General features: G+C 68.9%; 16 protein-coding genes and 1 tRNA gene. 7 read left to right on the top strand and 10 right to left on the bottom strand.

Annotated elements, in window-relative coordinates; genetic code table 11:
• Positions 1-205 precede the first annotated feature (205 nt).
• The 6 genes from pknB to ACFYTE_RS05610 form a co-directional block, all read right to left on the bottom strand.
• Entirely contained in the window at positions 206-2197 is a 1992-nt protein-coding gene (gene pknB, locus ACFYTE_RS05635) for a Stk1 family PASTA domain-containing Ser/Thr kinase (protein WP_388705327.1), read from the bottom strand.
• Positions 2198-2367: 170 nt separating this feature from the next.
• Positions 2368-3858, bottom strand: a complete 1491-nt coding sequence (locus ACFYTE_RS05630) for a peptidoglycan D,D-transpeptidase FtsI family protein (protein ID WP_388705324.1) — start codon at positions 3856-3858, stop codon at positions 2368-2370.
• Positions 3855-5294: an FtsW/RodA/SpoVE family cell cycle protein gene (locus tag ACFYTE_RS05625; RefSeq protein ID WP_388705321.1), complete on the bottom strand. Its 1440-nt coding sequence runs from the start codon at positions 5292-5294 to the stop codon at positions 3855-3857. The genes ACFYTE_RS05630 and ACFYTE_RS05625 overlap by 4 nt, the downstream gene beginning before the upstream one ends.
• A 27-nt stretch (positions 5295-5321) precedes the next feature.
• Complete coding sequence (locus ACFYTE_RS05620) at positions 5322-6881, bottom strand: Stp1/IreP family PP2C-type Ser/Thr phosphatase (protein ID WP_388705931.1); 1560 nt, start codon at positions 6879-6881, stop codon at positions 5322-5324.
• A gap of 143 nt (positions 6882-7024) precedes the next feature.
• On the bottom strand, positions 7025-7555 hold the full coding sequence (locus ACFYTE_RS05615; RefSeq protein ID WP_351731046.1) for an FHA domain-containing protein: 531 nt from the start codon (positions 7553-7555) through the stop codon (positions 7025-7027).
• A gap of 10 nt (positions 7556-7565) precedes the next feature.
• Entirely contained in the window at positions 7566-8429 is an 864-nt protein-coding gene (locus ACFYTE_RS05610; RefSeq protein ID WP_388705319.1) for an FhaA domain-containing protein, read from the bottom strand.
• A gap of 383 nt (positions 8430-8812) precedes the next feature.
• On the opposite strand from ACFYTE_RS05610, the gene ACFYTE_RS05605 reads away from it, so the two are divergent.
• Positions 8813-8896, top strand: a tRNA-Leu gene (locus ACFYTE_RS05605).
• A 204-nt stretch (positions 8897-9100) separates the two neighbouring features.
• Here ACFYTE_RS05605 and ACFYTE_RS05600 read toward each other — a convergent pair.
• Positions 9101-10888, bottom strand: coding sequence for a hypothetical protein (locus ACFYTE_RS05600; protein WP_388705317.1), 1788 nt, complete (start codon positions 10886-10888; stop codon positions 9101-9103).
• Between the two features lie 4 nt (positions 10889-10892).
• The gene (locus ACFYTE_RS05595; RefSeq protein WP_388705315.1) at positions 10893-11804 is read right to left on the bottom strand and encodes a hypothetical protein; all 912 of its coding nucleotides are present in this window, start codon (positions 11802-11804) and stop codon (positions 10893-10895) included.
• A 111-nt stretch (positions 11805-11915) separates the two neighbouring features.
• Here ACFYTE_RS05595 and ACFYTE_RS05590 point away from each other — a divergent pair, with 111 nt between their 5' ends.
• Positions 11916-12227 carry a helix-turn-helix domain-containing protein gene (locus ACFYTE_RS05590; RefSeq protein WP_030050704.1) on the top strand — a complete coding sequence of 104 codons (312 nt, stop codon included), beginning with the start codon at positions 11916-11918 and terminating at the stop codon, positions 12225-12227.
• Positions 12228-12445: 218 nt separating this feature from the next.
• On the opposite strand, the gene ACFYTE_RS05585 is transcribed toward ACFYTE_RS05590, so the two are convergent.
• Positions 12446-13657, bottom strand: coding sequence for a Mu transposase C-terminal domain-containing protein (locus tag ACFYTE_RS05585; RefSeq protein ID WP_388705312.1), 1212 nt, complete (start codon positions 13655-13657; stop codon positions 12446-12448).
• Complete coding sequence (locus tag ACFYTE_RS05580; protein WP_388705310.1) at positions 13651-15105, bottom strand: helix-turn-helix domain-containing protein; 1455 nt, start codon at positions 15103-15105, stop codon at positions 13651-13653. Before ACFYTE_RS05580 ends, ACFYTE_RS05585 begins: the two co-directional genes overlap by 7 nt.
• Positions 15106-15300: 195 nt before the next feature.
• Between ACFYTE_RS05580 and ACFYTE_RS05575 the strand changes: the two genes are divergently transcribed.
• From ACFYTE_RS05575 to ACFYTE_RS05555, 5 genes are all read left to right on the top strand, one after another.
• Positions 15301-15753, top strand: coding sequence for a hypothetical protein (locus tag ACFYTE_RS05575; RefSeq protein ID WP_388705309.1), 453 nt, complete (start codon positions 15301-15303; stop codon positions 15751-15753).
• A gap of 22 nt (positions 15754-15775) precedes the next feature.
• Positions 15776-16168 carry a hypothetical protein gene (locus tag ACFYTE_RS05570; RefSeq protein WP_388705306.1) on the top strand — a complete coding sequence of 131 codons (393 nt, stop codon included), beginning with the start codon at positions 15776-15778 and terminating at the stop codon, positions 16166-16168.
• A 553-nt stretch (positions 16169-16721) separates the two neighbouring features.
• Complete coding sequence (locus tag ACFYTE_RS05565; RefSeq protein ID WP_388705304.1) at positions 16722-17054, top strand: hypothetical protein; 333 nt, start codon at positions 16722-16724, stop codon at positions 17052-17054.
• An 8-nt stretch (positions 17055-17062) separates the two neighbouring features.
• A complete protein-coding gene (locus ACFYTE_RS05560; RefSeq protein ID WP_388705301.1) occupies positions 17063-18193 on the top strand; it encodes an MAB_1171c family putative transporter in 1131 nt (376 codons plus the stop codon).
• Entirely contained in the window at positions 18190-19386 is a 1197-nt protein-coding gene (locus ACFYTE_RS05555) for an amidohydrolase family protein (protein ID WP_388705298.1), read from the top strand. The genes ACFYTE_RS05560 and ACFYTE_RS05555 overlap by 4 nt, the downstream gene beginning before the upstream one ends.
• The last annotated feature ends 21 nt before the right edge of the window (positions 19387-19407 follow it).

Genomic DNA, 19407 nt, shown 5'->3' with positions numbered 1-19407 from the left:
CGTGGGGAAGTGGACCCGGAGGCGAGCCGCACGAAGAACGGGCCGCCGGAGCCCGGGTGGCCCGAAAGAGCCGAGTCGGCACGGGAGCGAGTCGTCCGAAAGCGAGTCGGGCGGAGGCGGGTTAGGCGGGAGCGGATTTTGTGGCACGACGAAGTGGGCCCCTGCCGGAGGGTTTCCGGTAGGGGCCCACTCTTTATGGGGTGGGTCAGCCGTTGCGGCCGCCGAAGAAGCCGCCGTTTCCGCCGCCGCCGTTGTTGCCGCCGGCGCCCAGGGTGGTCAGCGTGATCTGGGTGCCGCCAGGGTCGTCGACCTGTTGGTTCGGGTTGGGGCTCTGACCGGTGACGACCGCGTTGTCGCTCTGATCACTGCCCCCCGCGAACTGGATGTTGGTGAAGCCGGAGCCGTTCAGCATCTGCTTGGCCACCGCCACGGTCCGCCCGCGGACGTCCGGTACCGCCGTCTTCTGCTGCTGCAGCTTGCCGACGGTGATCGTCACCTGCGAGTTCTTGTCCACCTGCTGGTTGGCCTGCGGGTTGGTCGAGATGACCTTGCCGTCCTGGGAGGCGTCCGTCACGGGCGTCTCGGTGCAGTTGCCGACCAGGTCGTTGGCCGTCATCTGGGCCTTGGCCTCGTCGCAGGTCTTGCCGACGACATCGGGCACGGTCGACTTCGCCACTTCCTTGGCGACCTCAAGGGTCACCGTGGAGGCCTTCTCCAGTTCCGTACCGGGGTCGGGGTCCTGGCTGAGGACCGTCCCCTCGGTCTGCTGGGATTCCGTTTCCGTTGTCTTGACCTTGAAGCCCTTGTCTTCGAGCTGCTGCGTGGCCGTGTCGACGTCCTTGTTGATGACGTTGGGCACCGCGACCTTCGGCGCGCCCGTCGAGATGACCAGGCTGACCGAGGAGCCCTTGTCGATGTCCGTCTCGGGGTCCGGGTTCTGGGAGCAGACCTTGCCCTTGGGCTGGTCCTCGCAGGGCTTCTTGGACGTGGTCACCGTCAGGCCGACGTTCTCCGCCATCTTCTGCGCGGTCTGCTGGCTCGCTCCGACGAAGTTCGGCGTGGTGACCTTGCCGTCCCCCGCTTTGTTGCCGCTGAACGCCCACATCCCGATCAGGATCGCGCCGATCAGGACCAGGATGCCCGCGACCACGAGGAGGATCGTCGAGGTGTTGTTCTTCTTCTGCTGCCGGCGCCGGTCGGGACGCTCGTCGTAGCCGTAGCCGCCGTCGTCCGGGTTCATCGGCGGCAGCATCGTCGTGGCGCCCGCCCCGGCGTCCGCGCGCAGTGCCGTCGTCGGCTGGTCGTCCGGGTAGCCGCCGTAGCCGACCGCGCCCATCGCCGCCGTCGCCGCGACCGGCTGGCCGTCGAGGCACGCCTCGATGTCGGCACGCATCTCGTCCGCGGACTGGTAGCGGTAGTTCGGGTCCTTGACCAGCGCCTTCAGCACGATCGCGTCCATCTCGGGCGTGATCTCGGGGTCGAAGACGCTCGGCGCCTGGGGTTCCTCCCGGACGTGCTGGTAGGCCACGGCCACCGGGGAGTCCCCGACGAAGGGCGGCCGCACCGTCAGCAGCTCGTACAGCAGGCAACCCGTCGAATACAGGTCGGACCGGGCGTCCACCTGCTCGCCCTTCGCCTGCTCCGGCGACAGGTACTGCGCGGTGCCGATGACCGCCGCGGTCTGCGTCATCGTCATGCCGGCATCCCCCATCGCACGGGCGATGCCGAAGTCCATGACCTTGACCTGACCGTTGCGGGTCAGCATCACGTTGGCCGGCTTGATGTCGCGGTGGACGATGCCGTTGCGGTGCGCGTACTCCAGTCCCTGGAGGATGCCGATGGTCATCTCCATCGCACGCTCGGGCAGCAGCTTGCGGCCGGAGTGCAGCAGCTCACGGAGCGTGGAGCCGTCGACGTACTCCATGACGATGTACGGGATCGAGACCCCGTCGATGTAGTCCTCGCCCGTGTCGTAGACCGCGACGATCGCGGGATGGTTGAGCGAGGCGGCCGACTGGGCCTCCCGGCGGAACCGGGCCTGGAAGGACGGGTCGCGCGCGAGGTCCGCGCGCAGCGTCTTCACCGCGACGGTGCGGCCGAGGCGGGTGTCATGCGCGAGGTAGACCTCCGCCATGCCACCACGGCCGAGCACCTGGCCCAGTTCGTACCGGCCGCCGAGGCGACGCGGCTCTTCCATAGCTACCTACCAGCCCTCTCCGTCGGTCCCGGCCGGCACGGTGTGTGCGGCCGGAGGCTGCCGTCCGGGCCTACCGTACCCGGCTCGCTCTGTGTGACCTGGCCAAGCCCGTGACCCGATACAGGACCGGTATCGCAACGTGCACCGATGTGAAGGGGACGTGAGCGGGGTCACTGCTTGGCGTTGATGACCGCCTCCATCACGCTCTTTGCGATCGGCGCCGCGAGGCCGCCGCCGGAGATGTCGTCGCGGTTGGCGTTCTCGTCCTCGATGACCACGGCCACGGCGACCGGCGAGCTGCCGTCACTGAGCTTGGCATACGAGATGAACCAGGCGTACGGGTTCTCGCTGTTCCCCACGCCGTGCTGGGCGGTACCGGTCTTGCCGCCCACGGTGATCCCGCCGCCGATCTGTGCGTTCTTGCCGGTGCCGTCCTTGACGACCGTCTCCATCATCGACTGCAGGATCTGCGCGTTCTTGGAGGACAGCGGCTGGCTCAGCTGCTCCGGGTCGGTCTGCTCGATGGTGTCCAGGTTCGACGACTGGAGCTTGTCGACCATGTACGGCTTCATCAGCTTGCCGTCGTTGGCGACCGCCGAGGCGACCATGGCCATCTGCAGCGGGGTGGCGGCGGTGTTGAACTGACCGATCGAGGACAGCGCGGTCTGCGACTGGTCCATGTCGTCGGAGAACACGGAGGCGCTGGAGCGGACCGGGGTGAACTGCTCGGCGTCGAAGCCGAACTTCTTCGCCTCGGCCAGCATCTTGTCGTTGCCGAGATCGGAGCCGATCTTGCCGAAGACGGTGTTGCAGGACACCCGCAGCGCCTCGCGCATGGTGGCGTCCTTGCAGGGGAGGTTGCCCTCGTTCTGCAGCGGCTTGGTGGTGCCGGGCATCGTCCACGGCAGCGGCGACTTGGTCTTCTCGTCGGCCGAGGTGTACAGCCCGCTCTCCAGCGCGGCCGCGGCGGTGACCACCTTGAAGGTGGAGCCCGGCGGGTAGGTCTCGCGCAGCGCCCGGTTCAGCATCGGGTCGGCGGGGTTGTTCTTCTTCAGCAGCTTGTTCCACGCCTTGGTGTCGGTGTCCGTGGAGTTCCCGGCGAACGACGACGGGTCGTACGACGGGTAGGACGCCAGCGCCAGGATCTTGCCGGTGGACGGATCGATGGCGGCCACCGCGCCCTTGCCGCCCTGGGCCTTCAGACCGTCGTACGCGGCCTTCTGCGCGGCCCCGCTGAGCGTGGTGACGACGTTGCCGCCCTGCTTGGGCTTCCCCGTGATCATGTCGAGGGTGTTGCGGAAGAAGAGCCGGTCGTCGTTGCCGGTGAGGATGCCGTCCTCGATGGATTCCAGCTGGTTGGCGCCGAAGGCCTGCGAGGCGAACCCGGTGACCGGCGCCCACATCGGGCCATCCTTGTAGGTGCGCTTGTACTTCAGGTCGTTCAGACCGCTCGTGCTGGTCGCGGTGGACCCGGTGATGGGATTGCCGTCGACGATGATGTCGCCGCGCGGGGTGGAGTAGCGGGCGATGGTGACGCGGCGGTTCAACGTGTCGTTCTTCAGGCTGTCGGCCTGGACGTACTGGAGCCAGTTGTCCCGGATGAGCAGCGTGAGGACCAGGAGGCCGCAGAAGATCGCGATCCGGCGCAGGGGCTTGTTCACGGGCGGACCACCTGGGTCATCTCGGCGTCGGGGTTGCTGGCGGGGCTCGGGGCGGGGCGGCGCGCGGTGTCGCTGATCCGGATCAGGATGCCGATGAGGGCCCAGTTGGCGATCACTGAGGAACCGCCGTACGCCAGGAACGGCATGGTCATACCGGTCAGCGGGATCAGGCCCATGACGCCGCCGGCGACGACGAAGACCTGGAGGGCGAAGGCGCCCGAGAGGCCGACGGCGAGCAGCTTGCCGAAGGGGTCGCGCGCGGCGAGGGCGGTGCGTACGCCCCGCTCCACGATCAGGCCGTACAGCAGCAGGATCGCCATGACGCCGGCCAGACCCAGTTCCTCGCCGAAGGTGGCGAGGATGAAGTCGGAGTTGGCGGCGAACCGGATGAGGTCGGAGTGGCCCTGGCCGAGGCCGCTGCCGAGGGTGCCGCCGGAACCGAAGGCCCACAGCGCCTGCATGGACTGCTCGGAGTGGCCGGCCACGCCCTGCTGGCTGAGCTTGTACTCGTTCAGCGGGTTGAGCCAGGCCTGGACGCGCTGCTGGACGTGCGGCTCGAAGCTCGCCACGCCGACGGCGCCGGCCGCGGACATCAGCAGACCGAAGACGATCCAGCTGGTCCGCTCGGTGGCGACGTACAGCATGATGACGAACATTCCGAAGAACAGCAGCGAGGTGCCGAGGTCGGTCTCGAAGACCAGGATGAGGATGGAGATCCCCCAGACGACCAGGATGGGTCCGAGGTCGCGGCCGCGCGGCAGGTACAGGCCCATGAAGCGCCGACTGGCGAGGGCCAGGGCGTCGCGCTTCACCATCAGATAGCCGGCGAAGAAGACGGCGAGGACGATCTTCGCGAACTCGCCCGGCTGGAGGGAGCCGAGTCCGGGGACCCTGATCCAGATCTTCGCGCCGTAGATGTTGGCCCCGAGGCCGGGCACCAGCGGCAGCAGGAGCAGGACCAGCGCGCAGAACATCGAGATGTAGGTGTAGCGCTGCAGGACGCGGTGGTCCTTGAGGAAGATCAGCACGACGATGAACAGACCGATGCCCATCGCGGTGTACAGCAGCTGGCGGGGCGCGGCCGTCACGTAGTTGGGCAGCGACTGGAGCAGTTTCGACTGGTCGAGCCGCCAGATGACGACGAGTCCGAGGCCGTTGAGGAGCGTGGCCAGGGGCAGCAGCAGCGGGTCGGCGTACGGGGCGAACTTCCGTACGGCGAGGTGGCCGACGCCCGCGAGCAGGCCGAGCCCGCAGCCGTAGCTGAGCAGGCCCGGCGGCACCTGGTCGTTGATGGCCAGGCCCACGTTGGCGTAGGCGAACACCGGGATGGCGACGGCGAACACCAGCAGCGCCAGCTCGGTGTTGCGTCGGCTCGGCGCGCCGATGGAGCCGATCGTGGACGTGTGGTGCGTCGACGTGTTGGAAGTACTGCTCATCGTGTGACGGGGCCTCTCACGGCTTGCCTACTGCTTACCGCACAGCGAGACGACCTTCTGCTCATCCTCCGAGAGGGTGGGGCCGGGGCTGGGGGTCGCGGACGGGGTCGTGGACGGGGGCTTGGACGGAGACGACGGAGACGACGACGTACCCGGGGAAGCCGACGGGTCGGGTGTCTGCGCGGCCTTGGACGTGAGGGAGGCACGCGTGGTTCCCGTGGTGCCCCCGGCCTCGCCCTGGCCCGTCTTGGCGTTGCTCTCGCTGTCGGCGGCCTGCCGCTGCGCCTCCTTCTTGCAGGCGGAGGCCTGCACGGCCAGTTCCTGGACCTTCGACCGGGCGTCCGTCAGGCCGCCCTCGGCGATCGTGGCCTTGACCTGCTTCTGCTGGTAGGGCGGCAGGTACTTGAGTTCGATCTCGGGGTGGTCCCGCTCCACCTTGGACAGCGACACCCAGGCCAGGTCCTGGCTGATGCCCTGGTACAGCGCGACGTGCTCGCCCTTGACGCCGACGTAGTACTGGGTCTGCGTCCAGCGGTAACCGCCGTACAGGCCACCGCCGATGACGGCCAGGGCGAGACCGCCGTACAGGGAGCGCTTGAGCCATCTGCGGCCCTTGTGCGGCTTGACGAAGTCGTCGTCGCCGTAGTCGCCGAAGCTGCCGGCCGGGATGTAGCCGGTGGTGTCGCCGCTGCCGGGCGGGCCGAACTCGCCGCCGCCCTGGCCGGGCACCTGACGGCCGAGGTGCGAGGCGCGGCCGGCCGGCGTCTGCATGATGCCGTTGTCGTGCAGGTGGTGCTGGTTCTCGGCGACCGCGCCGACCACCACGGGGGTGTCGGACAGCTGGCCGGCCAGGGTGTCCCCGGTGTCCAGATCGAGGACGTCGGCGATGATGACGGTGATGTTGTCGGGGCCGCCGCCGCGCAGCGCGAGCTGGATCAGTTCCTGCACGGTCTCCTGCGGGCCCTGATAGCTGGCGAGGGTCTCCTCCATCGTCTGGTGGGAGACGACGCCGGACAGGCCGTCGGAGCAGATCAGATAGCGGTCGCCGGCCCGGACCTCACGGATGGACAGATCCGGTTCGACGTGGTCACCGCTGCCGAGCGCGCGCATGAGCAGCGAGCGCTGCGGGTGGGTGGTCGCCTCCTCCTCGGTGATCCGTCCCTCGTCGACGAGCCGCTGCACCCAGGTGTGGTCCTGGGTGATCTGGGTGAGGACCCCGTCCCGCAGCAGATAGGCGCGGGAGTCGCCGACGTGTACGAGGCCGAGGCGCTGGCCGGTCCACAGCAGGGCGGTGAGCGTGGTGCCCATGCCCTCCAGCTGCGGGTCCTCCTCGACCAGGGCGCGCAGTTGGTCGTTGGCGCGCTGCACGGCGGCGCCGAGGGAGGTGAGGATGTCGGAGCCGGGCACGTCGTCGTCGAGCGTGACCAGCGTGGAGATCACCTCGGAGGAGGCGACCTCGCCGGCCGCCTGGCCGCCCATGCCGTCGGCGATGGCGAGCAGCCGGGGACCGGCGTAACCGGAGTCCTCGTTGCCCTCCCGGATCATGCCCTTGTGCGATCCGGCGGCGAAGCGCAGTGACAGACTCATGCGCACCTCGCCCGTCGGCTGCTCCTGGTACAGCCGGTCGTGTCGAGCCACACTGCCCACCCTCCGGTCGGGAGCGCGCCGGGGGCCGCCCTGCGGTCCGCCGTCGCGTGCTCGCTCCGCTCGCGCTCACTCATGATGTAGCACTACTTCCGCAGCTCGATGACGGTCTTGCCGATGCGGATCGGCGCGCCCAGCGGGATCGGTGTGGGAGTCGTCAGCCGGGACCGGTCCAGGTATGTGCCGTTGGTGGATCCGAGGTCCTCGACGATCCACTGGCCGTCGCGGTCGGGGTAGATCCTGGCATGGCGGCTGGAGGCGTAGTCGTCGTCCAGCACGATCGTGGAGTCGTGCGCCCGGCCCAGGGTGATCGTCTGGCCCTGCAGCGCGACGGTGGTGCCGGTCAGCGTGCCCTCGGTCACCACCAGCTTCGTGGGGGCGTTGCGACGCTGCCGGCCGCCGCCCTGCTGGCCACGCGGCTGCGGGGGCGCGGCCTGCTGCCGGGGTGCCTGCTGCCGGGCGGCCTGCTGGGGGCGTCCGGCGTCCCTGCGCGATCCTCGCTGGGTGACGCGCGTGCCGAACAGGTCGCTGCGGATGACCTGCACGGCCACGATCACGAACAGCCACAGTACGGCCAGGAAACCCAGCCGCATGACCGTGAGGGTCAGCTCTGACATTGCCCCCGCTTCACCCTTCGGCTTGCCGGTAAATGATGGTGGTGCTGCCCACGACGATCCGCGAGCCGTCGCGGAGCGTAGCGCGGGTGGTGTGCTGCCCGTCCACCACGATGCCGTTGGTGGAGCCGAGATCCTGGATCGTCGAGGGCGTTCCGGTCCGGATCTCACAGTGCCGGCGGGAGACGCCGGGGTCGTCGATCCGCACGTCGGCGTCGGTGCTGCGGCCCAGCACCAGCGTCGGGCGGGAGATCTGATGGCGGGTGCCGTTGATCTCGATCCAGTAGCGGGTGCGTCCGCCGCCCGTCGGGGCGGCCGGGGGCCGCTGGCCTGCGGGCTGCGGGTAGCCGTAGCCCCCGGGCCGGGCGCCGGGCGGCGGCGAGCTGGGCATGGGGGGCGCGCCGGCGGGCGGGGCGGGCTGCGGGTACCCGTATCCGCCCGGCGCGGAGCCGGGGCCGGGCCGCCCGGCCGGGGCGGCGGGCCCGGGGGCCTGCTGGCTGCTGGAGGAGGCGAGCGTACGGCTGCGGACCCGGTACAGGCCGGTGTCCAGGTCGTCCGCCTTCTCCAGGTTGACCTTGATCGGTCCCATGAACGTGTAACGCTGCTGCTTGGCGTAGTCGCGCACCATGCCGGCCAGCTCGTCCCCGAGCTGGCCCGAGTAGGGGCTCAGGCGCTCGTAGTCCGGGGCGCTCAGTTCCACGATGAAGTCGTTGGGGACGACGGTCCGGTCGCGGTTCCAGATGGTGGCGTTGTTGTCGCACTCGCGCTGGAGTGCTCCGGCGATCTCCACGGGCTGGACCTCGGACTTGAACACCTTGGCGAAGGTGCCGTTGACCAGACCTTCGAGACGCTGCTCGAACTTCTTCAGGACTCCCATGGGGCACCTCCTCCTTCGTTGCCGTACTGCCCTGCCGTACTGCTTGCGCGTACTGCTCTGCCTGGTACTGCTTACTGATCGTATCCACGCCCCCGGCACTGAGCCGGTTCCCTGGGCGGGCACCCTTCGAACTCCTCCCGCCAAGGATCGTAGAGGCGGGCGAAGACAAGTGTCCCGCACCCGACTGTGGACCCGGCCACCTCTTGGGGAGATGGCCTGGACCGGTACGAGGTTGATACGCGAACCGGCACACCCTGAGACGCGTGGCGGGCCGGCGGAGGGCCGACGACAAGTGATGTGAACCCACCCTGACCGGCGTGCTAATCTTCTGCATGTCGGACGGCGCCGGGCCCCAAGGGGCACAGCCGGAAGGCACACCCAATGCGCGGGTGGCGGAATAGGCAGACGCGCTGGATTCAGGTTCCAGTGCCCGCAAGGGCGTGGGGGTTCAACTCCCCCCTCGCGCACAGTGGGACACCGATGAAAGTGTCCTGGTAGCACCGACGAAACGGGCTCATCGTGATCACGATGAGCCCGTTTCGCTGTGTCTGGGCAGGTCCGCTGTGGTGTGATGATGCTTACACGCATGACTGCCCGGCGGCCGGTGGGCCGCCGGGCAGTCGGATTCTGTGGTTATTGATCTTCAGTGAGTTACCAGGGTGTGCGCAGTCTCACTCTTCGGACTGGGGCTTTTCCGGCCTGGTGGCGTAGCCCTTGGGGGTCCAGGTGCCCAGGGGCTTGGTCTTGCGCCGGCGGGTGGGGCGGCGCCGGGGTCGGTCGCCGCCCAGGGCGATGGCGTCGGCCCAGGTGGTGAGTTTGCGCTTGTTGGCGTGGGCCAGCTGGAAGGCCAGGAGGATCGTCTGGGCGGCGATGCCACGGATGCGGCGGCTACCAGGGTTCTCGAGACGTTCGCGGAGGGTGTCCTTGGCGTAGCCGTTCATGCCCTCGATGCTGTTGCGCAGGCGGAAGTAGACGCGCTGCCAGGCTTCGGAGCCGTACTGGAGGGGCTGCCAGAGGTTGGCGCCGGACTCGGGCGGGACGGTGATGGTGCGCTGTTTGCAGCAGGCGGTGGGGCCTGCTGGGCCGGGCTTGGGGTCGACCAGGGGGAGGTGGATGCCGCGGCCGAGGGTGTACGCCTTGAGGGAGCACTGGGTCCGGTTTGCCTCGGCGGGGCACATCATGCGGCGGTGGCCCTCGGCGTCGGGCCGCTGCTTGGGCATGAAGAGGTAGGCGGCGCGGGCGCGGATGCGGTCGATCCAGGTCTGCTTGTCGATCTTCTCGTCGATCAGGTCCTTGGTGGCGCCCTTGAACTCGTCGGGCATGGAGGGGCAGTACCAGCTGCCCTCGACGAGCTGGGCGCCGGCGAAGCCCGCCTGCACGCCGAGTTGGTCCTTGGCGTAGTCGTAGACGGGCTCGTAGCCCATGGCGCGGATGGGCAGCTGGAAGTTCTCCGGCTTCTGGTCGTTGTAGGCACGGTCGCCGGCCAGGTAGCCGCGAGGGAGGCTGTCGCCGATCTGCTGGAGCGCTTCGACGGCCACCTGGCCGGGGCGGTGGCTTGGCTTGTCGATGGAGAAGGCGAGGATCAGGGCGGGGATTGCGTCGGGGTCGGCGGAGCCGTCGGGCAGAGGTGCTCCGTGGTGGCGGGGGTCGCGGGCCACGACGAGGGAGGCGTCGTAGCCGTAGAGGCGCTTCTTGATCCGTTCGACCTTCTTCTGGATCTTGGTGTTCTTCTTCTGCCTGGCCGTGTCGGCGGTGCTGAGGTGGTCCAGGGCGAGGGGGTCCTCGTGCTTGGCCGTGCGGACGTACCAGGCGGCGTCGGGGTCGGTGGAGGTGACGGGGCTGTCGGGGGCGAGCCCCTTGGCGTAGGCGCCGACGACGGTGGCGTCGACGGCGACCGAGCCGTCCCAGTGGGCTTTGAGGAGTGGACGGACCTCGCGCAGGGACATGCCGAGGATCATGTTGGCCAGCTTGAGCATGAGGGTGCGCTTGCGGGCGGATTCGTTCGGATCGGCCTCTGCCAGGATGCGGTCGGCTTCAGAGCGGTCGAGGCGGTGGTTCTTGGGGAGCGGGGACGGGTCGATGGCGCGGACGACGCGGTGGAAGCGGCGGCGGACGGTGCCGTAGCCGGCTTCGAAGCCCTTGTCGTGGTTGGGATAGCGGCGGAGCCCGAGGTGCGCGCGCATCGTGTCGGACAGTGAGAAGTAGAGCAGGTCGGTGACGGCGGTCAGGGTCACGACGCCGCGGTGGAGGGCGGAGGCCAGACTCATGCCGAACAGCAGGGTCCTGACCGGGAGTTGGCTGGGGCGTCCGGTGGTGTTGGCGACGAGCGGTTCGATCTCCTCGACCAGGCCTGAGGCGTCGATGCCGTCGAGGATGCTCGCGGCCACGTCGTCGGGAACCAGAACGCCGCAGGAGCGCATGCGGGCGAAGTGGAGACGGCGGTCGATTTTGCTGGTCATGTTCTCACAACTCCTTGAGTGCTTGGGCGGCCTGTTCGGGCGAGAGGTTGCGGACGTACGGCAGGATCCGGTCGATGGAGCGCAGGGTCGTCAGGCCGGCAGCCGCCATGAGCGTGGGCAGGTGCATGCGGGCCTCGACGGCGTCGACGAGCCAGGTGGCGCGGGCGCGGCCCATCACCAGGGGCGGGCAGCCGGGTGAAGTCTTTGTGCGGGCGAGGAAGTTGGTGACCGTGTTGGTGCCGCGGGCGTAGCTGTTCGGGCGGAAGAGGTAGCGGGCCTGGCCGGGCGTGGAGACCCAGGCGGAGACCTCGAGGAGGACCGGGGCCCAGGCGGCTCGGCACAGGACGGTGCGGGCGCGCGGGCCGCGAACGCCGACGGCGACCGCGCCGTTGGGTGCCTCGCGTACGTCATGGACGCGCAGCGGGATGATCTCGGGTGAGTCCAGGGCGCAGCCGAAGCCGAGGGCGAGCAGGGTCAGCAGGCCGTAGCGCAGTTCGTCGGTGGGCTGTGCGCGGGCGGTGGCGTACAGCTGGGCCTGCTCGGCCCTCGTGTAGGGACGGGAGGCGTCTGAGCCGGAGTACACGGCCGGGTTGCCGGTGATCAGGTCGGGGCCGAGCAGGGCGCGGCGGAGCCTGCCGAGGCGGCCGCGGCGGTTGGCGCGGGCCGCCTCGCCCACGTGCGCGTAGCCGGTGGCCAGGTACCACTCGACCGCCTCCGGCGTGAGCAGGTGTTCGGCCTTGGTGGGGCGCCCGCAGGCGTCGGCGTGCGCGGCGGCATACGCCAGGGCGCCGATCCAGTCGCGGGCATCCTTGGGCGTGGCGGGCTTCGCCTGGCTCACAGCGCGGCGGCAGTCGGGGCCGATGCGTTCCCAGACAGGGGTGGCCAGCTTGGGCCGGTACTGCTCGATCGCGTCCATCGTGACTCTCCGCCAGGAAAGAACCCCGGGAGGGGTGCTTTTCCAATAGCATGACGCCGATGCGACGGACGCTGTCATGCCTGGAGGTCCGTATGGGCGACACTCTTCGACGTGCCCCAGGGAGACAAGCGAAGCCTCAAGCCCTTCAAGTACGTGGTCGAGGGCGTCTGGCCGCACGCTGTGCTCGATGACCACCACGGGGCCCGGGTGGCGCAGGAGGTGGCGGCCCGGCTGCGCCGTGCGATCGACGCCCGCGGCTGGTCGATCGCCGAGGTGTCCCGGCGTACCGGGGTGTCGCGGATGACGATCACGCAGGTGCTGGACGGTGTGGTGTGGTGCGACCTGCTGACGATCGCGAACCTGGAGAAGGCGCTGGAGGTGGACCTGTGGCCCGGCCGCGAGCCGGGCAATCCTCCACGGTGAATTCGCATGGGCATTCGGACTCCTCGAACGGCCTGCGGGAAAGCAGGCAGGGCAATTTGGCCGAATGCCGGACACGCCCGGGTGGTGCCGGGTAGTGTCGGAAACGGCCTTAGCGGGCCCGGCCGCCACCGCACCCTGGGGCCAACCAGGGAAAACTGCGGTGGCGGTCTCTTATGTGCGGCGGTGCTTTGTGGGTGTCGTGTTGCGGGCGGTCGGGGTCAGGTGAATTTCCAGTTCAGTCGGGGCCGGTAGTAGACGTGGGGGTCGTCTTCCCGTGTGATGCGTTCCAGAGCGCCGGAAATCGTCAGGGCCCGCAGGCAGTTACGCAGGCTCTTGCGTTCCCTGGGGTCCCGGGGAATGCCGAGCGCTCTGGCCAGATCCTCGCTGCCCCACGGCTCTTCAGGGCGTTGGGCGATGACGTTCAGGATCTCCTGCTGCTTTGTGCTGCGGATGACGATCTCGGCCGGGGGCTGTTCCGCGTCCTCCGGCGGCGGGGCGGTGGGTACCCCGGAAGGGGCGGGCTCCGCGTCCGCCGGGGAGGTCGTCCCCCCGCCCTGTGGGCTCGGGACGATGCGCAGCTCCACCGGAGGGGCGGGGGGCGGGGGAACGAAGATGCCGTGTTCCCGGGCGCGTTCGTGCATGGCCCGCAGACGTGCCTGCAGCCCGACCAGGCTTACCGCCTCCTCGCGGTGCGCGATCAGCAGCTCGCACCTACCGGTCTCCTCGCGCGCCGCCGCGTTGTGTCTTTCGGCAGCCGCTTTGTGACTTTCGATGGCTGTCTTGGATTCCTCGATCAGGGCATCGTACTGACGGACCACATGCTCTGCTTCGTCCCCGAAGTCAGCCGGGGGACTCGGGAAGGAGCGCACCGGCGGCAATGTGGGCCGACTACGGCCGCGCCGGACCCGCCTCTTGACGGCCAACGCGTCCTCGATCCGTCGTACGGCGGACGAGACGCCTGGCACGCGCAGGGGGAGCTGGGCGTGGTAGGCCACGCGCAGATCCTCCGGCAGCGTGCGGGTGCCGTCGTCCAGAGCTGGGAGCGGGAAGAAGGCGTTCATCCAGTCCTGGAACGACTGCCCGCCGGCGGCGACGGGGCCGCGTGCCGTCTGGTCACTGACGGTCGACCCCGCCCCGCCCCGACCGGGGCCGACGTAGATCTCGGTGCTTTCAAGCGGTGCGTGGCACAAGGCGAGTTGAGCGCTGGATCGGTCAGCGGGAGGCACCGCACGGGCTGTGATCCACTCGTCGTGTGCGGTACGCAGCCACACCCGCTCGAGGTCGTATGGGTCCCACCGCACCTCGAACGTGTGGCGGCCGGCGCCTGGCGCCTTTGCGTGGCGCTGGGGTTCCAGGGCCGGGGAGTCGTAGAGGCGCCCGCCGAGCCGCAGCCCGGAGGGACCGACGACACGCCAGGCCGTGTTCAGCAACGCCGTGAGCTGCTGTGCGGGGACCGGGGTCGGTGTCCATCCCGCGGGGCGGTCAGCGTCTCATGACGGGTTCGTGGGGTATGTGCTCCGCCCGCGGTTGCGGTCGGCATCGGAGTGTCCGGCCAGGTATGGATCACCCATGCATCGAGCATGTCCTGGACCATTGCGGGCGGCCATCCGGCCGCGTGCGCGCTCTGCCCGGCAGCGGAGAGCAGATGGTCGGTGAAGAGCGATGCGAAGCGCTGCAGCGTGCGCTCCACACCACCACGGTCCACCGGCCGCAGGCGTTGCGCGAATTGCACGTGGATCCCCAGCTGGGCGCAGGCTTCGCGCAGCACACGCAGGCCGGGTGCGTTGGTGCCGTCGACGACGAGGGTGTCCGGGCGGACGATCGGTGGGGGCGCTTCTCGTCGGGGTGGGCCGGAAGGGCTTCCGGACAGGACGGCGCCCCAGTCTGACCGCACGCCCAACGGGGCGCAGATCCGGGCGAGAAGCGTTCCGTGCAGCGGCGGCCGGTGCTCGGTGTGGACCACGGCGGTCAGGACGAGCCTGGTCGCCTCGTCGAGAGCGATCAGCAGCCGTAGGCGCTTGTCCCCGCCTTCCCCGCCGGAGAGCAGGGGTAGCTCGACCACGTCCAGGTGGACGCGCTCGCCCACGGCCGCAGCGGCCAGCCAGCCGGTCCGGCCCTCCACCGCGTTGGCGAGCAACCGGGCGGCGAGGCGCCGGACGGCAGCCCGGGACGGCCGAGGCAGCTCTCCCGCCGCGATGGGCACGGCAAGGCGAGTCAGCACCTGATCGTGCAACTGCTCGGCTCGCAGGCGCTGCCCCGGGATCTGCCTCGCGAGCAGATCCCGTACCAATGCCTCCACCCGGGGGTGCAACGGGTCGTCACCGGGGAGGCGGGGTCCGGCCCGGCCATCGGTGAGACCAGCCAGCCCATGCTGCTGATAGCGCTGCCGTTTACGCCGCACCGTCCGCGCCGAAGCCGCGCGTATCCCCAGATCGGCCAGTTCCCTGGCCTTGGCCTCCTCCCGCTCGGCCAGAGTGCGGCAGGCGGGGTCGTAGGCAGGGCGCGGCTGGGTGCCGGGTGGAGCGCCGTATGGCACACCGGTCAGTACCTCGGCAATGTGCCGCCGCCACCAGCGTGCCCGATCCAGCACCGTCTCCGGCAGGGGCGACTCCTCCCGCCATGCGGGCTCCGTATCCCGTTCCAGGAACGCGAAGTCCTCCGCGGCCAGCAGCGTGACCACGGCAACCTGTTCGGTGGCGCCGAGGCCGTCCCGCAGCGCCACGTGCCCGCCGCACACGCTGGTCACCGTGCACACCTGCCCGTCGAACCGGACCCGGTCTCCCACGACCAGCCGGTCGGGCCACACCGTGCTCCTCCCCTCGCCGATGGTCCGTATCCGGCCGGGTCGAACGATGCCGAGTCGGCTGGACGTGTTCACACCACGTCCAGCCGGACCCGCCACCGCTCGGTCCGACCAGATCTCCCTATGCCATCCAGTGAACTGGATGCGAAGGCGCTGACGCGCGCACATCGCATCCAGTCCGCTGGATGACTCATGCCGGATCCTGCCCGGACACACCCATATGGAACACATCGGCATGCTATTCCAATCACATGAAGGCAAAGTGGCGATGTGACCAGTCCAGGCCCCGAGCCAGCCGCACGTGTCCGCCCCGTCGTCATCGACCCGCTGGCGCGGCGCTTCCTGCTGGTGCCGAACCGCGCCGTGTCCCCGGTCGTCTGGAGAGTTCCCGCGCATCCGATACGGCCGGGCGAGTCCTTCCGCCGGGCCACCGCACGCCACCTCAGACGTGAACTGCGGCTGCCCGCACTGCGGATCGCCCCCGTGGCCGGACGGCTGCCCGTGTCTGAGCAGCGCCCACGCGAGGAGTACTTCGTCCTGGCGGCGCCCGCTACAGGTGCTTGGCCATGCGACGTACGCATCCTCCTGGCGCCGGACGCGCGGTGGTGGACGACAGCCGAACTACGGAACAGGGGTGTGCGAGTGGAGCCGGATGTGCTGCTCGACCTCATCGACGGCTACGGGCAGGGCTGGCTGCCCGACGGAGTGATCTCCCTTGAATGAACCGAGAGAGAGGAGAGGCGAAGTGCCCTTGCACGCCATCGAGATCGTTTTGACCCGCGAGGCCGGCTCACTCGAGCTGAGAGCCGCACAGGAGCAAAGCCGACTGCGAGTGGCGGCCTCCGACGACGGCAGGCGCCTCGTGGTCCTTGTCTCCGCGAAGGACGAGCGCAGAGCGGTACGGAAGATCTGGAAGCGGTTGGGAGACGCCCTGCCCGTCGACGTGCTCTGCGCGGTATTCCCCGGCCGTGACGGCAAGTACCTGATGAGCATCCCGATGGAGCCGGACACCGAGGAGCGGCTCCGAAACCTCGCGGTGGACGCCGGACAGACCCCGGAGGAGTACCTCCAGGCGGTCATCGCCCAGGCACTGGCCCGCCGCGCTCCACGCGGCGGGCGCGACTGGCCTGCGCCTTGAGCGGGCTGTTCCGAGATTTCACGCCCGAGGAGGTCACGGCAGAAGTGGCACGGCGGATCAGCAGAACCTGACCCTTGCGACAGCCGGTGGTCGCTGGTCCCAGGGTGGCCGACAGGCCGACTCGTTCCGCCGGCAGGGTCAACTGGTCCGGGTTCTCTCAAGCTGTCCGGAGAACGCCAAACCAACGGAGGCAGGAGTTCCTTTTGAGTCAACATCACCATGGGGGCCTTTCACCCCTTGCACCCGGCACTCCCGTTGACAACGATTAACTGGGGAGGGCGCAGTCACCACCCGGCAACTCTCCGCAGCTATGCCGACCAAGAGCGGGGAGAACCGCGCGTCCAACGGACCTACAAGCGGGGATACGGTTTTGAACGAGCGACGGTTAAGGAAGCGCTGCAGGCGCTTACTCAGAAACCTCGGTATAAGGCCTCCGCTCCAGGTGCATGAACTCTGCAGACTTCTGGGCGACTACCGCGGTCGCCCTATGCATCTGGTGTCCCACCCTCTGCCCGTACCGGGTCCATTCGGTTTGTGGATCGCCACGGACACCGTGGATTACATCTTCTACCAGCAGGAAACCAGCTCGGCGCATCAGGATCACATCATCCTGCACGAGGTAGGCCACATACTTGCCGACCACACGGGGGGAGAATCCGAAGGCGAAGTCTGGCGCATCCCATTGCCGGACATTCCGCACGACGTCATCAACGAAACGTGGCGTCGCACCGCATACGACGAGGAATGCGAGCGCGAGGCGGAGTTGGTTGCGACCATCATCCAGGAGTGGTCCGCCGTACTGAGCCACGTCGCCCCCTGTGCCTCTGAGGACCCTGCCCTCGGTCCGCTGCGTTCCGCGCTTCACCCCCGCTGGGGGTGGATGTGATGTTCCAGGTGCCTCTGATCATCTTGCTGGGCATCGGGGCGCTGTGGAAGGGCTTCGATCTGGCACGCGCCCCGCACGACCGGGTACTGCGCCTCCTTGTCACCTGCCTGCTGTTGCTGCTGGGCGGTGAGGTTCTGAGCATTCCAGAGATCAACAGTGCGATCGACGGGGCTACGGCCGTGGGCGTCGGCAAGGTGGCGTTCAACGGGATCTATATGTTGGGCCTGTTCGTCCTGATTCTGTTTTTCGCCTCCTCCGTGCGCGGCGCGGACGCCGTGTACCACCGGCACCTGCGCTTGCACAGCGGCCTGCTCGCCGGTGTCCTGATCGCTCTGATGGCCTCGATGACGGCCACACCCGCGGCGATGCGCGGTCACTCACTGGGCACCCCGTACATGGCAGAGCCGGGCATCGCCTGGTTCTACCTCGTCGGCAACGCCTACTTCGTCTACGCCTATCTGGCCTCCGGGCAATGGGCCCTGCGCTACGCGCGTAAAGCGGCCCAGCACCTGGGTTTCGGTTTGCGGATCATGGCCCTGGGACTCCTCGGACTGACCCTGACCGCGGTGAACCGGATGATCCTGGTGGCGCTGCGCATCGGCGAACCCGGGTCGCACGAGGCGTTCAACACCCTCAACTGGTCCCTGTCCAACTGGGCCATGGGGATCACGCTCACCGGGATCTGCTACTCGGCCTGCGTGCAACTACTCACCCGGCTGCGGTCGATGGCGCACCACCATCGCATGTACGACGAGCTCACTCCGCTGTGGACGGCGCTCACCGATGCCTACCCGGAGCTCGTCCTGGACCAGTCGCCGGTCAATTCCCGGTGGCGCCGGCTGCGCCTGCACCGTACCCACGAGCAGCGGTTCTATCGGCGGCTCATCGAGTGCCGTGACGGTCTAGTGCGCCTCAGCCCGTATTTGACGCGTGTCGCGTCCGACACCGATCTCGCCCGCGCGTCGGCCGACCAACTCGCCCGGCACATTACCGAAGCACTGGCCTTGAAGCCGACGGCGGAGTCCTCGCACGCCGAACGGGCCGCGGTCCGCGTCGCGGTACCCGTCGGCGCCGACCTGGACTCCGACGCACGTGAACTCATCGCCGTATCCAAGGCCCTACACGGAAGGCAATCGTGAGCAAGGTACTGATCATCGCCGATCGCGTCGTCGCCGGACCCGCAGAGCATCTGATCGCCGACGGCGCGGTACTTGTCGACTCCGGCGTCGTCGTCGCCGTCGGCGCCGCTGCTGAACTGGACGTGTCAGTCGACGCACAGGTGCCCCGGTTGCGCTGCCACGGGGCGACGGTGCTGCCCGGAATGGCGGACTGCCACGTCCACCTCGCCTTCGACGCGGGTCCGGACATCGTCGGCGCGGTGGTCGACACCGAATCCAGCGAGCTGTCCACCGCCATGGCGGACCGCGCCCGGCTCATGCTGGCCGCGGGGGTGACCACCGTACGGGATCTCGGTGACCGGGACGGGCTCACCGTGGCGTTGCGCGATTCCATCCGCTCCGGAGCCGTCACCGGGCCTCGCATCCTCGCCGCGACCACACCGCTGACCTCACGCGGTGGCCATTGCGGCTTTCTGGGCGGTGAGGTGACCACGGACGACGCTATCCGGGCGCAGATCGCCCGTAACGCGGAGGCCGGGGCCGACCTCATCAAGGTCATGGCCTCGGGCGGCGCGCTTACTCCGGGCGGCCCGCGCATGTGGGAGCCGCAGTTCACCGCCGCTCAACTCCGCTTGATCGTTCGGGAAGCGGCACGCCACGGCCTGGATGTGGCCGCTCATGCGCATGGCACCGAGACCATTGGCCAGTGTGTTGACGCCGGCGTCCGGACCATCGAGCACTGCTCCTGGCGCACCGCGGAGGGGATCGTCTACGACTCGGCGATCACCGGCCGCATCGTCGGCCACGACGTGGCCGTCTGCCGCTGTGTTTCCGGGGACTGGGAATTGTTTCTCAAACAAATGGGATCCGAACGCGCGCAGCAGATGGCCGAGGTCATTCAGGAAATGCGCGGGGCTGGTGTCCGGTTCATCGCCGGCACCGACGCCGGGGTGCCAGGAGCACGGTTCGGTGACTACGTCGGCATGCTTGAGTTCTTCGCCTCGCTCGGGTTCAGGAATGCCGAGATCCTCGACATGGCCACGGTCAACGCTGCTCATGCTCTGGGGCTCAGGGATACAGGTGTCGTGGCCCCGGGCATGCGTGCCGACCTCGTTGTCGTCGACGGCAATCCGTTGACCGAATTGGATGCTCTCCGCCGGGTCCGATACGTCTTCGCGGCGGGCCGACTTGCGGTTCGGCCTGACAACGGCTGACACCCATTGGCGGATCAACCG

Origin of the sequence: Streptomyces sp. NPDC004629 (assembly GCF_042873595.1) — a bacterium.
Classification (GTDB): Bacteria; Actinomycetota; Actinomycetes; order Streptomycetales; family Streptomycetaceae; genus Streptomyces.
Note: the sequence above shows the minus strand (reverse complement) of the source record. Positions and strands in the feature narration are given on the sequence as shown.